This is a genomic window from Altererythrobacter sp. (genome assembly GCF_050299635.1).
Lineage (GTDB): Bacteria > Pseudomonadota > Alphaproteobacteria > Sphingomonadales > Sphingomonadaceae > Erythrobacter.
The window spans coordinates 36,458-55,257 of the sequence record NZ_JBNKWF010000021.1 but is presented as its reverse complement, the minus strand read 5'-3'; the positions used below and the strand labels follow the sequence as shown (position 1 = coordinate 55,257).

At 60.5% G+C, this 18,800-nt stretch carries 19 protein-coding genes; 8 read left to right on the top strand and 11 right to left on the bottom strand.

Features of this window, described 5'->3' with window-relative positions; all coding sequences use genetic code 11:
- On the top strand, positions 1-1,778 hold a 1,778-nt coding region (locus ACQY6C_RS11585), incomplete at its 5' end, for a TonB-dependent receptor (protein ID WP_427968880.1).
- Positions 1,779-1,938: 160 nt separating this feature from the next.
- Complete coding sequence (mddA, locus tag ACQY6C_RS11580) at positions 1,939-2,676, top strand: methanethiol S-methyltransferase (protein ID WP_427968878.1); 738 nt, start codon at positions 1,939-1,941, stop codon at positions 2,674-2,676.
- A 9-nt stretch (positions 2,677-2,685) separates the two neighbouring features.
- On the opposite strand, the gene purN is transcribed toward mddA, so the two are convergent.
- Complete coding sequence (gene purN / locus ACQY6C_RS11575) at positions 2,686-3,675, bottom strand: phosphoribosylglycinamide formyltransferase (protein ID WP_427968876.1); 990 nt, start codon at positions 3,673-3,675, stop codon at positions 2,686-2,688.
- Positions 3,668-4,765, bottom strand: a complete 1,098-nt coding sequence (gene purM / locus ACQY6C_RS11570; protein ID WP_427968874.1) for a phosphoribosylformylglycinamidine cyclo-ligase — start codon at positions 4,763-4,765, stop codon at positions 3,668-3,670. Before purM ends, purN begins: the two co-directional genes overlap by 8 nt.
- A gap of 36 nt (positions 4,766-4,801) precedes the next feature.
- On the opposite strand from purM, the gene ACQY6C_RS11565 reads away from it, so the two are divergent.
- Genes ACQY6C_RS11565 through ACQY6C_RS11550 form a run of 4 tightly spaced genes read left to right on the top strand, consistent with a single transcriptional unit; the run spans position 4,802 to position 7,829 of the window.
- The gene (locus ACQY6C_RS11565; RefSeq protein ID WP_427968872.1) at positions 4,802-6,121 is read left to right on the top strand and encodes a heavy-metal-associated domain-containing protein; all 1,320 of its coding nucleotides are present in this window, start codon (positions 4,802-4,804) and stop codon (positions 6,119-6,121) included.
- A gap of 9 nt (positions 6,122-6,130) precedes the next feature.
- Positions 6,131-6,739, top strand: coding sequence for an ATPase (locus ACQY6C_RS11560; protein WP_427968870.1), 609 nt, complete (start codon positions 6,131-6,133; stop codon positions 6,737-6,739).
- A 26-nt stretch (positions 6,740-6,765) separates the two neighbouring features.
- Positions 6,766-7,464, top strand: coding sequence for a serine O-acetyltransferase EpsC (gene epsC / locus ACQY6C_RS11555; protein ID WP_427968868.1), 699 nt, complete (start codon positions 6,766-6,768; stop codon positions 7,462-7,464).
- Positions 7,464-7,829: a DUF2794 domain-containing protein gene (locus ACQY6C_RS11550; RefSeq protein ID WP_427968866.1), complete on the top strand. Its 366-nt coding sequence runs from the start codon at positions 7,464-7,466 to the stop codon at positions 7,827-7,829. Before epsC ends, ACQY6C_RS11550 begins: the two co-directional genes overlap by 1 nt.
- A 10-nt stretch (positions 7,830-7,839) precedes the next feature.
- On the opposite strand, the gene ACQY6C_RS11545 is transcribed toward ACQY6C_RS11550, so the two are convergent.
- From ACQY6C_RS11545 to ACQY6C_RS11530, 4 genes are all read right to left on the bottom strand, one after another.
- Positions 7,840-8,271, bottom strand: a complete 432-nt coding sequence (locus ACQY6C_RS11545) for a hypothetical protein (protein ID WP_427968865.1) — start codon at positions 8,269-8,271, stop codon at positions 7,840-7,842.
- Between the two features lie 34 nt (positions 8,272-8,305).
- Positions 8,306-9,397 carry a hypothetical protein gene (locus tag ACQY6C_RS11540; protein ID WP_427968863.1) on the bottom strand — a complete coding sequence of 364 codons (1,092 nt, stop codon included), beginning with the start codon at positions 9,395-9,397 and terminating at the stop codon, positions 8,306-8,308.
- 70 nt (positions 9,398-9,467) lie between these two features.
- Positions 9,468-10,403 carry an SDR family NAD(P)-dependent oxidoreductase gene (locus ACQY6C_RS11535; RefSeq protein ID WP_427968861.1) on the bottom strand — a complete coding sequence of 312 codons (936 nt, stop codon included), beginning with the start codon at positions 10,401-10,403 and terminating at the stop codon, positions 9,468-9,470.
- A 113-nt stretch (positions 10,404-10,516) separates the two neighbouring features.
- A complete protein-coding gene (locus tag ACQY6C_RS11530; protein ID WP_427968859.1) occupies positions 10,517-11,197 on the bottom strand; it encodes an HAD hydrolase-like protein in 681 nt (226 codons plus the stop codon).
- Positions 11,198-11,258: 61 nt separating this feature from the next.
- Here ACQY6C_RS11530 and glmU point away from each other — a divergent pair, with 61 nt between their 5' ends.
- Positions 11,259-12,617 carry a bifunctional UDP-N-acetylglucosamine diphosphorylase/glucosamine-1-phosphate N-acetyltransferase GlmU gene (gene glmU, locus ACQY6C_RS11525; RefSeq protein ID WP_427968858.1) on the top strand — a complete coding sequence of 453 codons (1,359 nt, stop codon included), beginning with the start codon at positions 11,259-11,261 and terminating at the stop codon, positions 12,615-12,617.
- The gene (locus ACQY6C_RS11520) at positions 12,614-12,895 is read left to right on the top strand and encodes an HNH endonuclease (RefSeq protein WP_427968856.1); all 282 of its coding nucleotides are present in this window, start codon (positions 12,614-12,616) and stop codon (positions 12,893-12,895) included. The genes glmU and ACQY6C_RS11520 overlap by 4 nt, the downstream gene beginning before the upstream one ends.
- Positions 12,896-12,935: 40 nt before the next feature.
- Here ACQY6C_RS11520 and ACQY6C_RS11515 read toward each other — a convergent pair whose 3' ends face one another.
- The 5 genes from ACQY6C_RS11515 to atpD form a co-directional block, all read right to left on the bottom strand.
- Positions 12,936-13,250 carry a DUF1153 domain-containing protein gene (locus ACQY6C_RS11515; RefSeq protein WP_427968854.1) on the bottom strand — a complete coding sequence of 105 codons (315 nt, stop codon included), beginning with the start codon at positions 13,248-13,250 and terminating at the stop codon, positions 12,936-12,938.
- 196 nt (positions 13,251-13,446) lie between these two features.
- The gene (locus tag ACQY6C_RS11510; RefSeq protein WP_427968852.1) at positions 13,447-15,549 is read right to left on the bottom strand and encodes a prolyl oligopeptidase family serine peptidase; all 2,103 of its coding nucleotides are present in this window, start codon (positions 15,547-15,549) and stop codon (positions 13,447-13,449) included.
- 45 nt (positions 15,550-15,594) lie between these two features.
- The gene (locus ACQY6C_RS11505; protein ID WP_427968850.1) at positions 15,595-16,890 is read right to left on the bottom strand and encodes an O-antigen ligase family protein; all 1,296 of its coding nucleotides are present in this window, start codon (positions 16,888-16,890) and stop codon (positions 15,595-15,597) included.
- 169 nt (positions 16,891-17,059) lie between these two features.
- Positions 17,060-17,317: an ATP synthase F1 subunit epsilon gene (locus ACQY6C_RS11500; protein WP_427968848.1), complete on the bottom strand. Its 258-nt coding sequence runs from the start codon at positions 17,315-17,317 to the stop codon at positions 17,060-17,062.
- A gap of 5 nt (positions 17,318-17,322) precedes the next feature.
- Positions 17,323-18,780, bottom strand: coding sequence for a F0F1 ATP synthase subunit beta (gene atpD, locus ACQY6C_RS11495; RefSeq protein WP_427968846.1), 1,458 nt, complete (start codon positions 18,778-18,780; stop codon positions 17,323-17,325).
- Positions 18,781-18,800: the final 20 nt, after the last annotated feature.

The following is an 18,800-nucleotide window of genomic DNA, read 5'->3' as shown; positions in this document are numbered from 1 at the left end:
TGGTGGGTGAGGCGGCAGTCGGCGGGCCGCTGACGGACCAGATCCGCGCCCGCGTAGCCGTGCGCGCGGTCAACCGCGATGGTTATGGCATCAACGAGTTCACCGGCAACGACATCGACAATGCCAAGCAGTTCAGCACGCGTGCGCATCTGGAGTTTCTGCCTACGGATACGCTGTCTGTCCTGCTGACCGGCGAGTACCACACAGAAGACGATCGCTCGCTCGCTATCAAGTTCCGTGAGATCAGCTTCCCGGGCGTGCTCGACGATGCCGACCCCAGCAATGACGGGCTTGCATCGCTGGGCCAGCGCGATGGCGCTTCCTTTGCCAGCAAGGTGCGCAATCTCAATGCAAATATCGATCCGATCAACGACCGCGAACAATGGGCGCTTACCGGTGTCGTCTCGCTTGAGGCGTCGGATGACGTATCGCTGAAGTCGCTGACGTCTTACCGCAGCTTCGATGCGATCTTCTTCCACGATTTCGACATGTCGAGCTACGCCGCATATCCACTGGCACAGACTCCACCGGTTGGTACAGGCACGAGCGCCAATCACTGGCAACCGGTGTTCCAACACCAGTTTACCCAGGAGCTTCAGGCCAATATTGATACGGGTCGGCTCCACGGGGTGTTCGGCCTGTTCTATCTGGATGAGAGAATTCGCACAGAGAACCACATCGGCAAGGACGTGATTACCAATACCGATCCTTTCCGCGTCCAGCTCGACGGTGTCCTGAATATCGAGGCCTATGCCGCTTTCGCCAACCTGACGTTCGACCTCTCCGACCAATTCTCGATCAAGGCGGGCGGTCGCTACAGCCATGAGAAGCGCCACATCAAAAACAATTTCGGCGTGGGCAGCTCGGTGACGAACAGCCTGACGCCCGATGCGTTGCAATGGGACAACTCCAAGAGCTGGAACGATTTCTCGCCATCGCTTGGCCTCGAGTACCGCCCCAATGACGACTTGATGTTCTATGGCAACTGGTCGCGCGGCTTCAAGAGCGGCACGGCCGAGATTGGCAGTGCCCGTCGTGGTCCGCCGTCAGTGACGACTTGCGACGGGTGCAATCCCTTCGTGAATCCCGAGAAGGTGGAAGCGTTCGAAGCTGGCGGCAAATACTCCGGCTATGATTTCAGCCTGAATGTGGCGGCTTTCTACCAAACGCTGAAGAACGGGCAGTTCCAGTTCACACAGCCGATTCCGACGCCGCCGTTCTTCTCCAGCGTCTTGCGTAACGCGGCCGAATCCGAAGCCTATGGCGTCGACGTAGAGTGGCAGTGGCGGGCGACATCGGCTCTGCAGATCGATGGATCGCTGGCCTACCTCCACTCGACGTTCACGAAATTCAATTCGATTGATCCGCTCGATGCACGGCTATTCGCGCCGGGCGCCGATCCCACGATGCTGACCAATGACCTTTCGGGCAATTACACCCGGATGTCGCCAAAGTGGAGCTTCAACCTCCACCCGACCTACGATATCGCGACGGGCAATGGCGGTTCGATCACGCTGGGCACCAACTTCGCCTACCGCTCGAAGCAGTTCCATACGGAGTTCAACGATCCGCGGCTGGCGCAAGACGGCTATGCGATGGTCGATGCCAACATTCTGTACAGGGCACCCAACAGGGATCTGACGGTCAACCTGTGGGTCAAGAACATCTTTGATGAACTGGTCTGGGCTGGCAGCTATGCGGTTGCCACGAGCCGGACGATCGGCGGCACGCTGATGCCGCCGCGCACCTATGGAGTGACGCTGGGTTACAACTTCTAGCTGCAATCCAGCACTGGGCGCTCGCCGGAGTGCATTCGGGGCCCTGTCGCAGAGATGCGGCGGGGCCCTTCGCCTTTGAGGCAACGCGCGACTACGCGATCACTCCAATCCATGCTAAGGGCTCGTCCAGGGTTGCGTTTTTCCTTTGGGGGAGAGGGAAATGGCTCGTGCTTTCATGATGGTTGTGGCTCTGGTTTGCTACGCCGCTTTTTTCGCTTCGTTTCTGTATCTGGTCGGCTGGGTCGGTGGTTTCGATTTCATGCCCACCCATGTCGACAAGGGCGCAGCGGCGGCACCGATTACTGCGATTATCATCGACGCTGCGCTGATCGCGCTGTTCGGCATTCAACATTCGGTCATGGCGCGCCCCGGCTTCAAACAAGGCTGGACCAAAATCATTCCTGCTCCGATCGAACGCAGCATCTATTGCCTCGCGACTGTCGCGGTGCTCGTGATCCTGTTCCGTTTCTGGCATCCGATCGAAGGCACTGTCTGGATGGTCGATAACGAAACCGGCCGCTTGGCGATCTGGGCACTGTTCTGGATGGGTTGGGGCATCCTGTTCATTTCAACCTGGCTACTCAACCATTTCGAACTGTTCGGTCTGCAACAGGCCTGGCTCAATCTTACGGGTAAGGACGCTCCACCGCCGAAGATGCGTACCCCACTATTCTACAAGCTGGTGCGGCATCCGCTCTATACCGGATTCTTCATTGCTTTCTGGGCGACGCCGCACATGACCTACGGCCATTTTCTCGCGGCGATCGGTTTCACGATCTACATCCTGATCGGCATCGCTCATGAGGAGAAGGATTTGCTGGCGGTCTTTGGCGAGGAGTATGCCGATTATCGCCGCAGGGTCGGCTCCTTCATTCCGGGGATCGGAAAGAAAGGCTGAGAAGCCGCACTAGAATTCGTCAGCCGCGTCGAGCAGTTTGGTGAGCCGCTTTGGCGCAACGCTTTGCCAACTTCTGCGCAGCCAGTGTTCGACCTGGTTCCAGTCGGTACCGCGACGATTGAGCACGATCCCGATCCATCCGCTCGCGCCGTAATAGGCCGGGCGGTAGAAGGTTTCCGGATCGCGCTCGATCAGCGCTGCCATCTCGTCAGTGCCGCTGGTCTTGGCAAGCAGCGCGATATGCGGTTCGCCATGATGATGGTCGCTGAAATAGGCGAAATACTTGCCGCTCTTGCCGCCCGTTCGCCAGCCGGGTGCGCCGTGGCTCTCGCGCTCATGGACTTCAGGTAGAGCAAGCGCCAGTTCGCGCACGCGCTCAAGCAACCAATCGGGGTTTTGCCCGCGCCCAACATAGGCACCAAGCGCACGCGGATAGAGCTGGTGTTCGGCGATCAGCACGCGTGTGGCGAGCTTTTCGGGCGTATCACCGTCGATGATCGCGACTTTCGCCTGACCCAGGATTTCACCGTCATCGAGCTTGGACGTGACGATATGCACCGTCGCCCCGGCATGGCTGTCGCCTGCATCCAGCGCGCGCTGATGCGTGTCGAGGCCCTTGTATTTGGGCAGCAGCGAAGGATGGATATTGACAATCCGGCCCGTCCAGCGGGAGACCAATGCTTCTCCAAGGATACGCATGTAACCGGCAAGTGCGATATATTCGGCACCGGCATCCATGGCCGCCTGTTCCATCGCGGCGTCATGAGAGTCGCGCGCCATGCCTTTGTGCGGCAAGACGAAAGTAGGCAGGCCCTCTGCCTCGGCCAGCTTCAGCCCGCCGGCGTCGGGATTGTTGCTGACGACCAGCACGATCTCGTAAGCCGAGCCGGGCTGGCGGCTGGCATAGAGCAGCGCCGCCATGTTGGTCCCGCTACCGGATATGAAGACGGCGACACGGGCCTTCTCGGCAGTGGGATCACTTGCGCCTGCATCAGGCAAGGTGCACCGCCTCCCAATCGGACTGTGCACTCCAGGTTCCTTGCGATCCGCGCACGGTGCAGCCGCGCTCGCCCGCTTCGATCACGCCGACGCGAAAGGCGGTTTCACCCGCTTCGGCGAGCCGATCCGCAACCGCCTCGGCCTTGTCCGGCGTAACCGCCAGCACCATGCCGACGCCGCAATTGAAGGTGCGCGCCATTTCCCCCGGTTCGATATTCCCTTGCGCCTGCAGGAAAGCCATCAGGCGCGGCTGTTCCCACAGAGCAGCATCGACCACCGCGTGCGAACCCTTGGGCAGGATGCGCGGGATATTCTCGAGCAATCCGCCGCCGGTGATATGCGCCAGCGCGTCGATCAACCCTTCGCGGACCAGCGGCAGCAGGCTTTTGACGTATATCCGGGTCGGTTCGATCAGTGTGTCGATCAACAGGCGCTCCTGGTCGAACAGGGCAGGGCGGTCGAGCTTCCAACCCTTGTCCGCCGCCAGACGCCGCACCAGCGAATAGCCGTTTGAATGGACGCCCGAGGATGCGAGGCCGATCAGCACATGGCCGGGCGCAACCTTCTCACCCGTCAACTGCTCGCCGCGCTCGACTGCGCCGACGCAGAACCCCGCAAGGTCATAATCGCCCGGCGCATACATGCCCGGCATTTCAGCCGTCTCGCCGCCGATCAGGGCGCATCCGGCCTGTTTGCAGCCATCTGCGATGCCGGCGACGACGCGTTCGGCAATGCCATTTTCGAGTTTTCCGGTGGCGAAATAGTCGAGGAAGAATAGCGGTTCCGCGCCTTGCACGATCAGATCGTTGACGCACATGGCAACCAGATCGATCCCGACGGTATCATGCCTGTCATGGTCGATTGCCAGCTTCAGCTTGGTACCTACGCCGTCATTGCCCGCGACCAGCAGCGGATCCTTGTATCCGGCGGCCTTGGGATCGAAAAATCCGCCGAAACCGCCCAGCTCGCTATCCGCTCCGGGCCTTGCGGTGGCTTTAACCAGCGGGCCGATCGCCTTGACCAGGCGGTTGCCAGCATCGATCGAGACACCCGCATCTTCGTAGGTGTAAGGGGAATTCTTGCCGTTCATGCGGTCCCCTTTAGCAATATCGCTTGGAATCGCACGATGCTTTCGGCAAAAGGCTCTCCGTTTTCCCCGATGACCCCGCATATTTCCCTTCCTCGCCTGTCGCACACCTTGCCGAGCGGCACGTCAGCCCGCTTTGGCTGGGCCTTTGCAGCCTGTCTTCTGATGGGTTTGGCGGTGGCTGTCTGGGCGCAGGTCGAAGGCGATCGCGGCATTGCTCCAGTCGTTTCCAGCAGCGATATCGACGTTGGCGGTATCGAAGTCGATGTACGTGCGGATTCGGCCGAGGAAGCGCGCGAAAAGGGCTGGAAGGAAGCGCATCGCAAGGCTTGGGAGAAGCTCGGCGGACCCACCATCTCGGAAAGCGAGTTGCAATCGCTTGTTTCTGCGGTCGTGGTCGAGAATGAGCGGATCGGTCCCAAGCGCTATATCGCCCGTCTGGGCGTGATTTTCGATCGCACCCGCGCGGGCCGCTATCTGGGCGAAGGCGCAAGGGCCAGCAGGTCCGCGCCGATGCTGCTCCTTCCGGTGACGGAAAGCGGCGGTGCTTTTACCATGTATGAGGTGCGCAATCCGTGGCAGCGTGCCTGGGCGGAGTTCAATCCCGGCACCAGCCGGATCGACTATGTCCGCCCGGCCGGGGCCGGGGGCGATTCGCTGCTGCTGACCTATGGCCAGACCGGGCGCCGCAGCCGCACCTGGTGGCGAGTGATTCTCGACCAGTTCGGCGCCGCCGATGTCCTGGTCCCCGTGGCCCGGCTGCGCTACACTTGGCCCGGCGGGCCGGTGAAGGGCGAGTTCACGGCGCGCTACGGCCCCGACAGCCGCTACCTCGACGGTTTTACGCTTACGGCCGACAATCCGCGCGAACTGCCTGTGATGCTGGAACAGGCGGTCAAACGATTCGACACGATTTTCGAACAGGCTCTGGCCGATGGCAAATTGCGACCCGATCCGACCTTGAACCTGGGGGGTGGCGGAGATGTCGATCCGGCACTTCAGCGGCTGATCGAGATCGGCCGTGCGATCCAGCGCCGCGACGCAGCCGAAGAGACTGGCGAAATCGGTCCCGTGCCCGGGATTGGAACACCTCCGCCTGCTGCCACGCCGCAGCCAAGTGTCGTCAACAGCTATGTCGTGCAGTTCAACAGCCCCGATGCCTCGGCGATCGACTCGACGCTGGCGGCGATGAGGGCAACCCCTGGCGTGCGCGGCGCGGCGACCACGAGCATCGCCATAGGCGGGACCTCGGTGATGCGAATAAGCTTCGCCGGATCGCTCGACCAGCTTGCGGCGGTGCTGCGCCAACGCGGCTACACCGTGCAGGAAGGTTCTGGCGCGCTCGCAATCAGCCGCTAGAATGTTGCGATGTCGCAGATCGCCCTTCCTCTGGATTTGCGCGGTCAGTCGGATCCTGACCGGATCGTGATCGGCAGTGCAAATCGCGCGGTCTATGAAGCGCTCTCCGATCCAGCCGCGTGGCCGTTTCGCACTGCGGTGCTGACCGGTCCCGCGCGCTCGGGCAAGAGCCTGCTGGGCAAATGGGCGGCCAGCCAGGGCGTGAGCGTGGTGGATGACGCCGACAGTGTCGATGAGACCGAGTTGTTTCATCGCTGGAACGCCGCGCAAGAGAGTGGCGAGCCCCTGCTCCTGATCTCGAATAGCCAGCCCTGGGACATCGATTTGCCCGATCTGCGATCGCGGCTCGGCGGCTCGCTCCAGCTCGAAATCGGTTCGCCCGATGACGATATGATTGGGCAATTGATAGAGACTATCGCGGCGCAGAGGGGGCTCTCGCTGGCCGAGGGCGCAACCCAATATCTCGTTCCGCGGGTGGAGCGCAGCTTTGCTGGAATCGAGAGTTTGGTGGGCGCGATCGACCGCTTGAGTCTTGAACGCAAGCATCCAGCCACCATGTCGATATGGCGGGATGCATTGGACCAGGTGCAGGGCCCGGAGCAAGCACGCTTGCTTTGAACCGCATTTGGTGGGAGAAAATTGTCATGTTTGCTGGCCTGATCGCCTATCTTGACTCCGTTCGCGCGCGCGATCCTGCTCCGCGTTCGCGCTGGGAAATCCTTTTGTATCCAGGTGCTTGGGCGGTGTTCTTCCACCGAATTGCACACTGGTTATTCGAAGCTAAGCTCTATTTCCTGGCGCGAATGGTGAACCACACCTCGCGCTTTCTGACGGCTATCGACATCCATCCCGGCGCCACAATCGGCAAATTCTTCTTCATCGACCACGGCTTCACCGTGATTGGCGAAACGGCCGAGATTGGCGACAATGTGACAATCTACCAATGCGTTACGTTGGGTGGGACCAATCCCACCAACGGCAAGGCGGGCAAGCGCCACCCGACATTGTGCGACAATGTCATCATCGGGTCCGGTGCTCAGATCATCGGGCCGATTACAGTGGGCGAACGCGCGCGCGTGGGTGCCAATGCCGTCGTCACCGAAGACGTGCCTGAAGGCGCGACGATGATCGGGCTCAAGGCGCGTTCGACACTGGTTCCGGCGGATGAGTGGCTGAGGGAGTTCATTCCCTACGGAACTCCGTGTGACGATCCCTGCGAGCCGAGCCGCGATTGCATCGAGAAGCTCGAAGGAGAGCTCAAGGTGCTGCGCGAGGAAATTGCCGCGCTCAAGCGTGAGACGCTGGGTGTAACTGCCCACAAGCGCAGCGGGACTGACGACTGATGACGACTGGCGTCGGTGCCGGAAGTTCCAGCTCGGTCATCGCATTTCCCGGACGCGTTCCAAAGCAGGTCGGCTTTGCCCGCGACGAGCTCCAGCGCATTCTCGATCTATACGGGCGCATGGTCGCTGCTGGCCAATGGCGCGACTACGCAATGGACTTCACCAAAGACGTAGCCGTGTTTGCCGCGTTCCGCCGCGCTGCAGAGCGCCCGCAGGCGCGGATCGAGAAACGGCCCGCGCTGAGAAGCCGCCAGGGCATGTGGACGCTCTTCGGCGAGCACGGCCAGGTGCTCAAGCGCGGACACGAATTGCCAGGAATTTTGGCACCGGTCGAAAGGCGGCTGGTGAAGGCGGTCGGGGACTAGACGAATCGCGTCAGCGGCGGCGGTAAAGGGATGCTGCGGTAATGATTGTGGGGAAGATAAATCCCTTGAGATAGGACAAGGGATGTCGTCCTTCCGTAAACTCGACCGGCAAGTTGCCGAAATGCGCCCAATACTGGGTGGCGACGAGCCCCGCTATGCTGCCCCACATTGCCCACAGCGCAATGCGCTTGCCCATCGACACCGCAATCAGGCTGGCGACGATAGCCAGGCGAAAGATTGCCTGGATCGCATTGAAGCCTGGGTCACTGCTCAGGCCCTTCCCCTGGACGAGATCGAACAGCATGCTCACATGATAGACTACCAGCAGACCCGCCAGTAGCAGGATAATGAAGTAGCGGAACGACCCACTCCGATCGGTCCCCGTATCAGCGGTTTCGTCCATTGGTTCGAGGCCTTCGATATTGATTAAAAGGGCCCGCACCACCGGCGCGAGCCCCTCTCCTCCATCAGGTGTTTCAATTCGCTGTCAGGCCGCTCGGCAGCGCAGCGGTTGTCGGCAGGCGGCCCTGTAGATCGTCCGGCAATGTGTGCACCACCATGCGGCGGATCGGCGTCCAGAAGGCCGACAATGTCAACAGCGCGGAGCCGATCACCAGCGCCGTAAGCGCCACGTTCAGTTCCACCGCTCCGAAGCGGTCGAACAGGAAGGTGAGCGCCGCCAACACATAGGCGAGGGCAGAGACCAGCAGCGCGCGCCGGTCGATCGCCAGCGCCACAAGTCCTAACGCGACATAGACCACCAGCACGCCCACTGCGGCACCCATCCCGATGTTCTCGCCGCCGGTCACACCCAGCCAATGGAACAGCGGATGGGCGATCATCGGCGCGGCGAGCAAGTGGAGCCAGAAAGCGACATCGCTGCGCCGCGTCTGGCGGCCCAGGTCGCTGATGTCCCAGCGCATAGCGAAACCAAAGATCACGAGGCCCGCCACAAAGACCAGCGGGATGATGATGCTTTCGGGACTGTCAATCGATTGCGGGCCTAGCGCGGTGATGACGAGAGCGATCGCGGTGACCGCCAGTGCCCCTGATCCTGCCGCGACGGTAATCGGGACCATGAAACGCCGCCAGTGGAACCAGGCTGCGACTGCCGTCAGCAGCGCCGAGCCGGAGATGAGCGTCCCTGCGAGGACCTGATGGCCATCGAAATTGGCGTTCAAGCTCAGCACGACAAAACCGAGCAGCATCTCGAAAACGCCGCCGACGAATGCCAGGAGCAGAACGATCGAAGGCAGCGCCATGCGCCGCACGCGCGTGAAGTATTCGGCCATGCCCCAGGCCGCGGCTGCGATCAGCAAACCGGAAAAGGGTGGCGGTCCGTCGAGTCGAGGTGTGAAAGCCTGTCCGATTCCCGCCATCGCCACCAGCAGCAGTATCGCCGCTATGGTGACGAATATGTCATTGAAACTGTTGATCAGGCGGAAATGTTCTTCGTCGGTCGCGGGTGCCTCGGTCGAGGCACGGACCGATGCGCGCAGCGCGTCAGCCGCTTCGGCGCTGATCGCACCGCTGGCGACGGCCCTGCGCAGATCGTCTTCGGTATACATCGTCGTAACTCTCCCCTGCAATCGGGGAAAGCTACGACAGGTGTATTACTGTGTCAATACGGTGTGTGGATCAGCCGCGTGCGCTGGACGGGGCAGCTTCGGCGCCAAGCACCTTCTGCATCGCCTTGAGGATCGCGCCAGACTGCTCCGCGCCCGATTGCGGGGCGACGAGGTTGGAGAACTCGGAAATCTTGCTCCAGTTCTCGGCAAAGCCTTCAACAGTGCGCTGGCCTTCGGGCAGCCAGACGGCGTCGTTCATCACCGTCCATGAGCTGTGATAGCCGCCTGCACCTGCGCCGACGATGGCATTGGTGGGCGAGTCCTCACTCACAAGGAACAGCGCGGCGGGGACCACGTTGACCGGATCGAACAGCTTAAAGGCTTCTTCAGGGAAGAGGTCTTCGGTCATGCGGGTGCCGGCAACCGGCGCGAGCGTGTTGACGCGGATATTGTACTTCGCGCCTTCGAGCTGCAGCGTCTTGGTCAGTCCCGCCAGGCCCAGCTTGGCCGCGCCGTAATTGGCCTGGCCGAAATTGCCGAACAGGCCGGTGGAGCTGGCAGTCATCAGGATGCGGCCATAGGCCTGCTCGCGGAAGGTATCCCAGCACGCCTTGGTGGCGAAGGCCGAGCCGGTCAGGTGAACCTTCAGCACGAATTCGAAGTCGGCCGGCTCCATTTTGGCGAAGGTCTTGTCGCGCAGAACGCCCGCATTGTTGATGAGGATATGGACGGCGCCCCACTTTTCCTTCGCCTTGGCGACCATTTCTTCCATCTGGTCGTATTCGGTGACCGAGTGGCCGTTGGACATGGCGGTGCCGCCAGCAGCCTCGATTTCCTCGACAACCTTCAGCGCGGCATCGGAATGGCCGGTGCCGTCGCGCGAGCCGCCGAGGTCATTGACGACGACCTTTGCGCCGCGCCGCGCCAGTTCCAGCGCGTATTCCCTGCCCAGGCCGCCGCCTGCGCCGGTCACGATGGCTACTCTATCCTTGAAATCGATGCTCATGAGAACTCTCCGAAGCTTCCGTAAACGTAAATCTGGGCGCTGGGTGGCACTTTCACTGCTGCAATGCAACAGGATTGGTGCGGCGGCGCGATGCCGTAAGGTCAAGCGCGGGGTTACAGCCCTTCCAAGGCAGAAATCAGGCCGTTCAGCGAATCGATCACCACATCGCCGCCCATTTCGTGCGGTGGCTGGTCGCAATAGCCATAGCCGGCCACAACCACCGGCACATTGGCCGCACGCGCCGCTTTTACATCGTAGCTCGAATCGCCCACGAAGGCGAAGCGGCCTCCTTGTCTCTTGGCTCCGCAGCGGTCTTGCGCTTCCAGTACCGGATCTGGCGCGGGCTTGGCGCGGCCTTTGCCCAGGGTATCGCCGCCGATCACCGTTTCGAACCGGTCGATCAGATCCAGTTGAGTCAGGATATCGCGCGCAAATCCTTCGAACTTGTTGGTGACCACGGCTATGCGCACGCCGCGTTGCGCCAGATTGTCCAACATCGTTTCGGCACCGGGGTATGGCCTTGTGTGGACGGCATTGTGCTCGGCATAATATCCCAGCATCTGCTTGTAGAGCGCATGGAACTCGTCCTTTGGCATCCCACCCTGGCGTTCTACCGCTCTCGCCAGCATGATCTTGGCCCCACCGCCGATCAAATCCTTTGAGCTGTCGACAGGCACCGGGTCGAAGCCGCCCAGCTTCAACGCATGATTGACCGCAGCGCCCAGATCCTGGTGCGTATCGAGCAATGTGCCGTCGAGATCGAAACCCACAGCGTGAAAGGTAAAATCGGCCATGTGCTGTGCGGTGGCGGATGGTGCTTCAAACCGCAAGCGTTTGGTGGCATTGGGGCTTTCGATGACACATTTCGCAGCCATAATCCTTGCTGCGGGCAAGGGCACCCGCATGAAGAGCGACCTGCACAAGGTCCTCCATCCGATCGCAGGCAAAGCGATGATCGACCACTTGATGGATTCGGTCGATGCGCTGGCCCCTGCACACAAAGTCGTGGTGGTCGGCGCCGGGCGGGAGCAATTGGAGCAGGCGCTGGGTGATCGCGCCATGACTTGCCTGCAGGAACCGCAACTGGGCACCGGACACGCCGTGCAGCAGGCACAGGGCCCCTTGGGCGGCTTCGATGGCGATGTGCTCATCATGTATGGCGATGTGCCCTTCGTCCGTCCCGCGACGATGCAGGCAATGCTTGAGCGTTTGCGGCAGGATGACGAGCCCGCGGCCGTTGTGCTGGGTTTCACCCCTGCGGACGCATTGCAATATGGCCGTGTTATCGCCGATGCTCATGGGCGGATCGCGAAGATGGTCGAGTTCAAGGATGCGAGCGAGGAGGAGCGTTCATGCTGCCTCTGCAATTCCGGCCTGATGGCGGCGCGCGCTTCTGATTTGTGGGCGCTGCTTGACCGCGTGGGCAACGCCAATGCTCAGGGCGAGTATTACCTGCCCGATATCGTCAATATCGCGATCGCTGACGGTCGCGCCTGTGCGGTTGTGGCGACGGACGACCCCAATGAAGTTGCAGGCATCAATAGCCGTGCCGAGCTGGCCCAGGCCGAAGCTCAATGGCAGGAGCTCAAGCGCGCAGAGGCAATGGCCGATGGCGCGACTCTGCGCGCACCGGAAACCGTCTTCTTCAGCTGGGACACGCAAATCGGGCGCGATGTGACGATCGAACCCAATGTCGTATTCGGCCCCGGTGCATCAGTGGCCGATGGCGCTACGATCCTTGCCTTCAGCCATATCGAAGGTGCCCATGTGGGGGAGGGGTGCTCGGTCGGCCCCTTTGCCCGGCTGCGCCCCGGTTCGGTGATGGAAGCGGGCAGCAAGGTCGGCAATTTCGTCGAGATGAAGAATGCGGTTCTGGGGCCCGGGGCCAAGGCAAACCACCTCACCTATCTGGGCGATGCGACTGTGGGTGCCGAAGCCAATATCGGCGCTGGCACGATCACCTGCAATTACGATGGCTATTTCAAGCACAGGACCGAGATTGGCCCGCGCGCCTTCATCGGCAGCAACAGCGCGCTGATCGCGCCAGTGAAAATCGGCGCGGACGCCATTGTTGCCGCGGGCAGCGCGGTCAGCCGCGATGTCGATGAAGGTGAGCTGCGCATGGTGCGCGGGGAGCAGATCGTGAAACCCGGTTGGGCCGATCGTTTTCACGATACGATGAAGAAGAAAAAGGCGGCGCAGAAGAAGGGATGAGTGAAGGCGAAGCTCCGCTTACCTGCTGGCTCTGCGAACGCCCGTTCGAGACCCTGATCGAATGGCACCACCCGGTTCCCAAGGCAAAGAAAGGCCGGGTGAAGGTTTCTGTCCACCCGATCTGCCATCGTGCGATCCATGCCAATTTCACCAATTCCCAGCTTGCCCGGATTGGTGAGGATCGCTCAGCTCTGATCGAAGATGAAGCGCTGGCAAAGTTCCTCGATTGGGTGAAAGACAAGCCGCCCGATTTTCATGCTCCTACCCGGAGCAGGTGAGGCAATCGAGCGGCTTGCAAGTCTTGGTACCGAAGGCGGATCAGACGGATGCGAGCCTTGGGCGTTCGCGCGGCTGTTCCTCGTCGGCCGATTCGCGGCGACGTTCGACGGGCGGCACGGACTGCAGGCGAATGCTCTTGTGGCCGGTCTTCTCGTCAACCTGCTCTTCCCAGCTTTCGAACTCCTTGCGGCTGAGCAGATAGCGCCAGCGCGCTTCGTCAAAGCTGATTAGCTTGTTGCGCACAGCACGCACTACATCTGCCTTGCGTGCGTCGGACCAATGAATGTCATGCGATTCGGGCAGTCCAGCGCGCTTGATTGCGTCGGCCACAGTTTCATGTGGGGCATAAGGCATATTCAATCTCCAAACTTCGGCCCCCGTGGCTCAAATACTGGATTTTGAGGGTTAATTTGGAGTTTTGAGGCTTGGTCGATGGTGGATTTACCATTCGAATCGTGGCCACAATGCGGTGAGGCGTTTGGGTATAAGGCTTGTTAGTTACGGCTTCGCTCGCGCAGGTTAGTCAAGCCTGCGAATCGAACAAACCCGGCTATTCCGGCTTGCCGTCCATAAGTCGCTGCATCAGATAGACAAATTGCAGTGCCTGTAGCTGCGCACGCTGGCTGTTATCGACTCCGCCTGAATGGCCCCCGGTCATTTCCTCATAATAATAATAGGGCTGGCCGAGCGCCTTGAGCTTTGCGGCACCCTTGCGTGCATGAGCGGGATGCGTGCGGTCATCCGCAGTCGATGCCCAGAGGAAGGGCGAGGGATAGTCCATGCCCTCTGCGATCTTCTGATAGGGCGAATAGGGTTCGATCCAGGCGCGCTGTTCGGGGATGCGCGGATCGCCATATTCGCCGATCCATGATGCACCTCTGCCAATCAGGTGGAAGCGCAACATGTCGAACAGCGGGATTTGTACGATTGCCGCGTTGAACAGATCGGGCCGTTGGGTGAAAGCCGTCCCGACCAGCAAGCCGCCTTGCGATCCGCCTTCTATGCCGAGCTGGGTCGGGGTGGTGAAACCGCGCGCCACCAGGTCTTCGGCAACGGCGATGAAGTCGTCCCATGTGCGCTGCTTGTTTTCCCGCATCGCGGTCTGGTGCCAGTTGGGGCCGAACTCGCCGCCCCCACGCAGGTTCGCCAGCACATATGCACCGCCCCTTGAAAGCCACAACTTGCCGGTCAGGCCGAGATAGCCGGGCAGTTGAGGGACCTGGAACCCGCCATATCCATGCATCACCGTGGCGGCTCCGCCATCTGGCTTCATGCCGCTGGGCTTGACGATGAAATAGGGAATCTTAGTGCCATCGGCGCTCGTCGCCTCGTGCTGTTCCACCTCCATCCCGGTGGGATCGAAACGGCTGGACGATTGCTTGATCGGCTCGGGCTTGCCGCCATCGGCATAGTAAAGGGTGGTTGGATTTAGAAAGTCCGAGACCGTGTACATGATCTGGTCGGTTTCGTTTGACGAAGCCTGGATGCCGACCGTGGCGTTATCCGGCAGGTCAACCGTCTCGCTGGTCCATGCGCCATCGATGAAGTTAAACCGCAGCACACGGCCACGCACATTGTCGAGCAGGCCGACATAGAGCGCATGGCCGGTGATTGCGCCACCCTGCCTCGTCTGGCGTTCTCCCGGCGCCCAGACGAGGGTCTTTTGGGCACCGTTGGGATCGACCTTCCATTCTTCCAGATCGATCGCGACCAGCGAATCCGCAGGGAAGGTCTCTCCGTCCACTTCCCAATCGACATCGGTCGAGACGAGCAATTGTCTATCGACAATGCCATAGAGCGAAGCCTTGAGCGGGATTTCCAGCCGAAGCCAGTCGCCGTCTTTCCAGACGTAGTTCTCGGTCTCATGGAAGCTGATCGCGCGAAAGGCCGTGCGGGCCTGTATCGCGCCGCTGGCATCGCGCAGCAGGCTGGCGCCTGACCAGACATCTTTTGGCGAACCGCGAAAGATCTCTTCCGCTTCGTCGAGCGACTGCCCGCGCTTCCATATCCGGCTGGTGTAAGGATATTCGCTCTCGGTCATCAGCTCTTTGCTGAAATTGCGCGTGACGAGCAGCGTGTCCTTGTCGATCCACTGGATGCTGCCCTGACTCTCGGGCAGTTCGAAGCCTCCGGCGACAAAGTTCTTCGTCTGCATGTCGAACTCGCGCATCACGGTGGCGTCCTTGCCGCCATCCGACAGGGCGATCATGCAGTGGCGCAGATCGGGCGGGAGGCAGGTTGAGCCCCTGTAGACCCACTCGCGGCACTCCTCCTTCGCAAGAGCATCCACATCCAGCACGAGCTCCCATTCGGGATTTTCGCCGCGATAGCTTTCCAGCGAAGTGCGGCGCACCAGGCCGCGCGGGTTCTGCTTGTCCTGCCAGAAATTGTAGAGCCCATCGGGCCGGAAGGAGACGAAGGGAATGCGGTCTTCGCTATCGAGGATATCCAGCGCTTCGCTTTTGAGCGCGTCGAAGCGCGGATCTGCAGTCAATGCTGACAGCGTGCGATCATTCTCTGCCTCGACCCATTCCAGTGCACTTGGATCGCGTGCTTCTTCCAGCCAGATGAAAGGGTCCTGCTCGGGGCCGGGGATGCCTGCATCGGCCGGCTGATCGCTGGCAGAGTCGCCTGTTGTGGTTTCAAGTGTCATGGATGCGGCCAGTGCGAATTTACAGACAAGATTCAAGAGTCCTCTCTACGCAACTGATGCATCATCGGCCCGAATAACGCTGCAAGATGCTGTGCGATTTCTCGATTCCGCAGAGACAGCAATCAGGACGACGAGTACAACTGACGTCATCGTTGGGTAGGTGTAGTAAAGTGATCCGTCGAGCACCGCCATCGCAGACAGGCCTGCGACGGCGCAGAAAGCGGGAATCGCAACCTCCGGACTTGTGCGTATTGCTGCTCGTATCCTCAAGAAAGGGCGTGCAAATAGAAATGCTGCGCAGATTGTTCCTATGGCACCCCACTGAAACAGGGATTGCACAATCACATTGTGCGGATGATTGAAACGAACCTGCCCTGCCTGATAGAAGAACCTGAATTGACCTTCACCATTGCCGACGAATGGATGATCCAGGAATCGCTCATAGGCGATTCCCCAAAGCAGGGTTCTGCCGGGCGAGGATACGCCAAGTTCGTTTGAACCAAACAGTGTCTTTATGGTTCTCAGGAAGCCCCATGAGTCATTAGGCGGGACATAGATCATTGACAGGGGAACAGACGCGGCAAAGCACGCCAGAAATGAGAATGCGTTCCTGAGCCGCTTGTCCGGCGCCGACAAAAGTGCCGCCAGACCCACGGCTCCGAGTCCTGCCACTATCCCGGCGCGGCCTCCATTCAGATCAAGGAACGTCAGGCCTATGACGACACCCAGGCAACATACCAGAAAATGCTTTCCACCCGGGCTTCGTGCGGCCAGTCCTGCCGAGATACCTGCGACAACGATCCCGATAAAGGAAAGCTGGCGAACGTTGCTGGCTCCAGCCATGAAGATCTTCCATTCGATTTCGCCAGTAAGCGCCCCGTGCGCGATCACGAAATAGCTGAAGGCAATCTGAAACAATGCGCCGAAGAGTACCGCGTGCACGATGGGTTTCGCGAAGTCGCGCCAATGCGCTGCAAGCGCTTGGAACAGCAAGGCAGCAAGGGCGATGTGTGCGACAGTTCTGAACAGAAAAAGCAATGAATCACCCGGGAATGGCGCATTGAGAACTGCACCGGCAATTCCGGTGGCTATCAGCAACAAGCCTGCAGCAAGATTCCAGCCCTCTGGAGGGCGGAGGGGCCCGCCAGTTTCCAGAAATGAAAGCCCCAATACGAGAATCATCAAGATTTCGCCGCCGAGGATCGGGATCGAGGCAGTGTGCATAATTGGAAAATGCCACGTGATCAGCGCGAACGCGGTCGGTACAACGACAAGCAGCGCCAGGAAGGCGATTTGCAAAAAGTGATGACCAGGGCTGATCCCCGCCTTGGCAGTCATCATGCGAAAGCTTGTTTGCAATGAGCAGTTCTGGATTCAATCATGAACTCGAAATTATCGGGTCTTTTCGAATAGTAAACAAAAAGGGCGACCCGTTGGGCCGCCCTCTTGTTTTTCGGTTGTCCGAAATGATCAGCTGACAATGAGTTCTGCCAGCACGGTTAGGCTCCCGTCACTCGCCGACATGTTCGGCGAGGACAGTCAATCCAGTGTCGGCCACTTCGGCGAAGCCGCCGCGGACCTGGATCTCTTCCGCCTGCGCTCCGGCAGTCTTGAAGACCTGCACCACGCCATCGCGGATGGTCGACATGAAAGGCGCGTGGCCTTCCAGAACGCCGAACTCGCCTTCGGTTCCAGGGACAACCACCATGTGGACATCCTCGGACCGGACCAGTTTCTCCGGCGTGACGAGTTCGAAATGCAGCGCCATCTGGATCAGGCTTCCTCGGCCAGCTTCTTGGCCTTCTCGACCGCCTGGTCGATGCCGCCAACCATGTAGAAGGCCGCTTCGGGCAGGTGGTCATATTCGCCGTCAACCACAGCCTTGAACGACTTCACCGTGTCTTCAAGCTGCACGAACACGCCCGGGATGTTGGTGAACACCTCGGCCACGTGGAACGGCTGCGACAGGAAGCGCTGGATCTTGCGCGCGCGGGCGACGGTCAGCTTATCCTCTTCGGAAAGCTCGTCCATGCCCAGAATGGCGATGATGTCCTGCAGGCTCTTGTACTTCTGCAGCGTTTCCTGAACGCGGCGTGCAGTCTCGTAGTGCTCCTGGCCAACGACGCGCGGTTCGAGAACGCGCGAAGTCGAGTCGAGCGGATCGACCGCCGGGTAGATGCCCAGCTCGGAAATCGCGCGGCTCAGCGTAGTGGTCGCGTCCAAGTGAGCAAACGAGGTTGCAGGGGCAGGGTCGGTAAGGTCATCGGCCGGAACGTAAATTGCCTGCACCGAGGTAATCGAGCCCTTGGTGGTCGAGGTAATGCGTTCCTGAAGGTTGCCCATGTCGGTCGCGAGGGTCGGCTGATAGCCCACCGCCGAAGGAATACGGCCGAGCAGTGCCGACACTTCCGAACCCGCCTGGGTGAAACGGAAGATGTTGTCGACGAAGAACAGCACGTCCTGGCCTTCCTGATCGCGGAAATATTCCGCCATGGTCAGGCCCGAAAGAGCGACGCGGGCACGTGCGCCCGGAGGCTCGTTCATCTGGCCGAACACCAGAGCAACCTTCGAACCTTCGCTGGTGGCGTTGCCATCGGCGTCCTTGGCGATAACGCCTGCGTCGAGGAACTCGTGATAAAGGTCGTTACCTTCGCGGGTACGTTCACCCACACCGGCGAAGACGGACACGCCGCCGTGACCCTTCGCGATGTTGTTGATGAGCTCCTGGATCAGCACGGTCTTGCCCACGCCGGCACCGCCGAACAGGCCGATCTTGCCGCCCTTGGCGTAGGGCGCGAGAAGGTCGATCACCTTGATGCCGGTAACCAGAATGGCCGCCTCGGTCGACTGGTCGATGAACTCGGGCGCTTCCGCGTGGATCGGAGCGGTCTGTTCGGCACCGATCGGGCCGCGTTCGTCGATCGCTTCGCCAACCACGTTCATGATGCGGCCCAGCGTTTTGGGGCCGACCGGCACGGAGATCTGCGCGCCTGTGTTGACCACTTCCTGGCCGCGGGTAAGACCCTCGGTAGCGTCCATCGCGATGGTGCGGACGGTGTTCTCGCCAAGGTGCTGTGCAACTTCAAGAACCAGCGTCTGTTCGCCGTTCTTGGTCTCCAGCGCAGTGAGAATCGCCGGCAGCTCACCAGGGAACTGCACGTCGACGACAGCGCCGATTACCTGGGCGATAGTGCCGTTGGTGGTTTGATTGAGTACGGGTGCGGTGGCCATTTCTATGTCCTGCCTTGCTC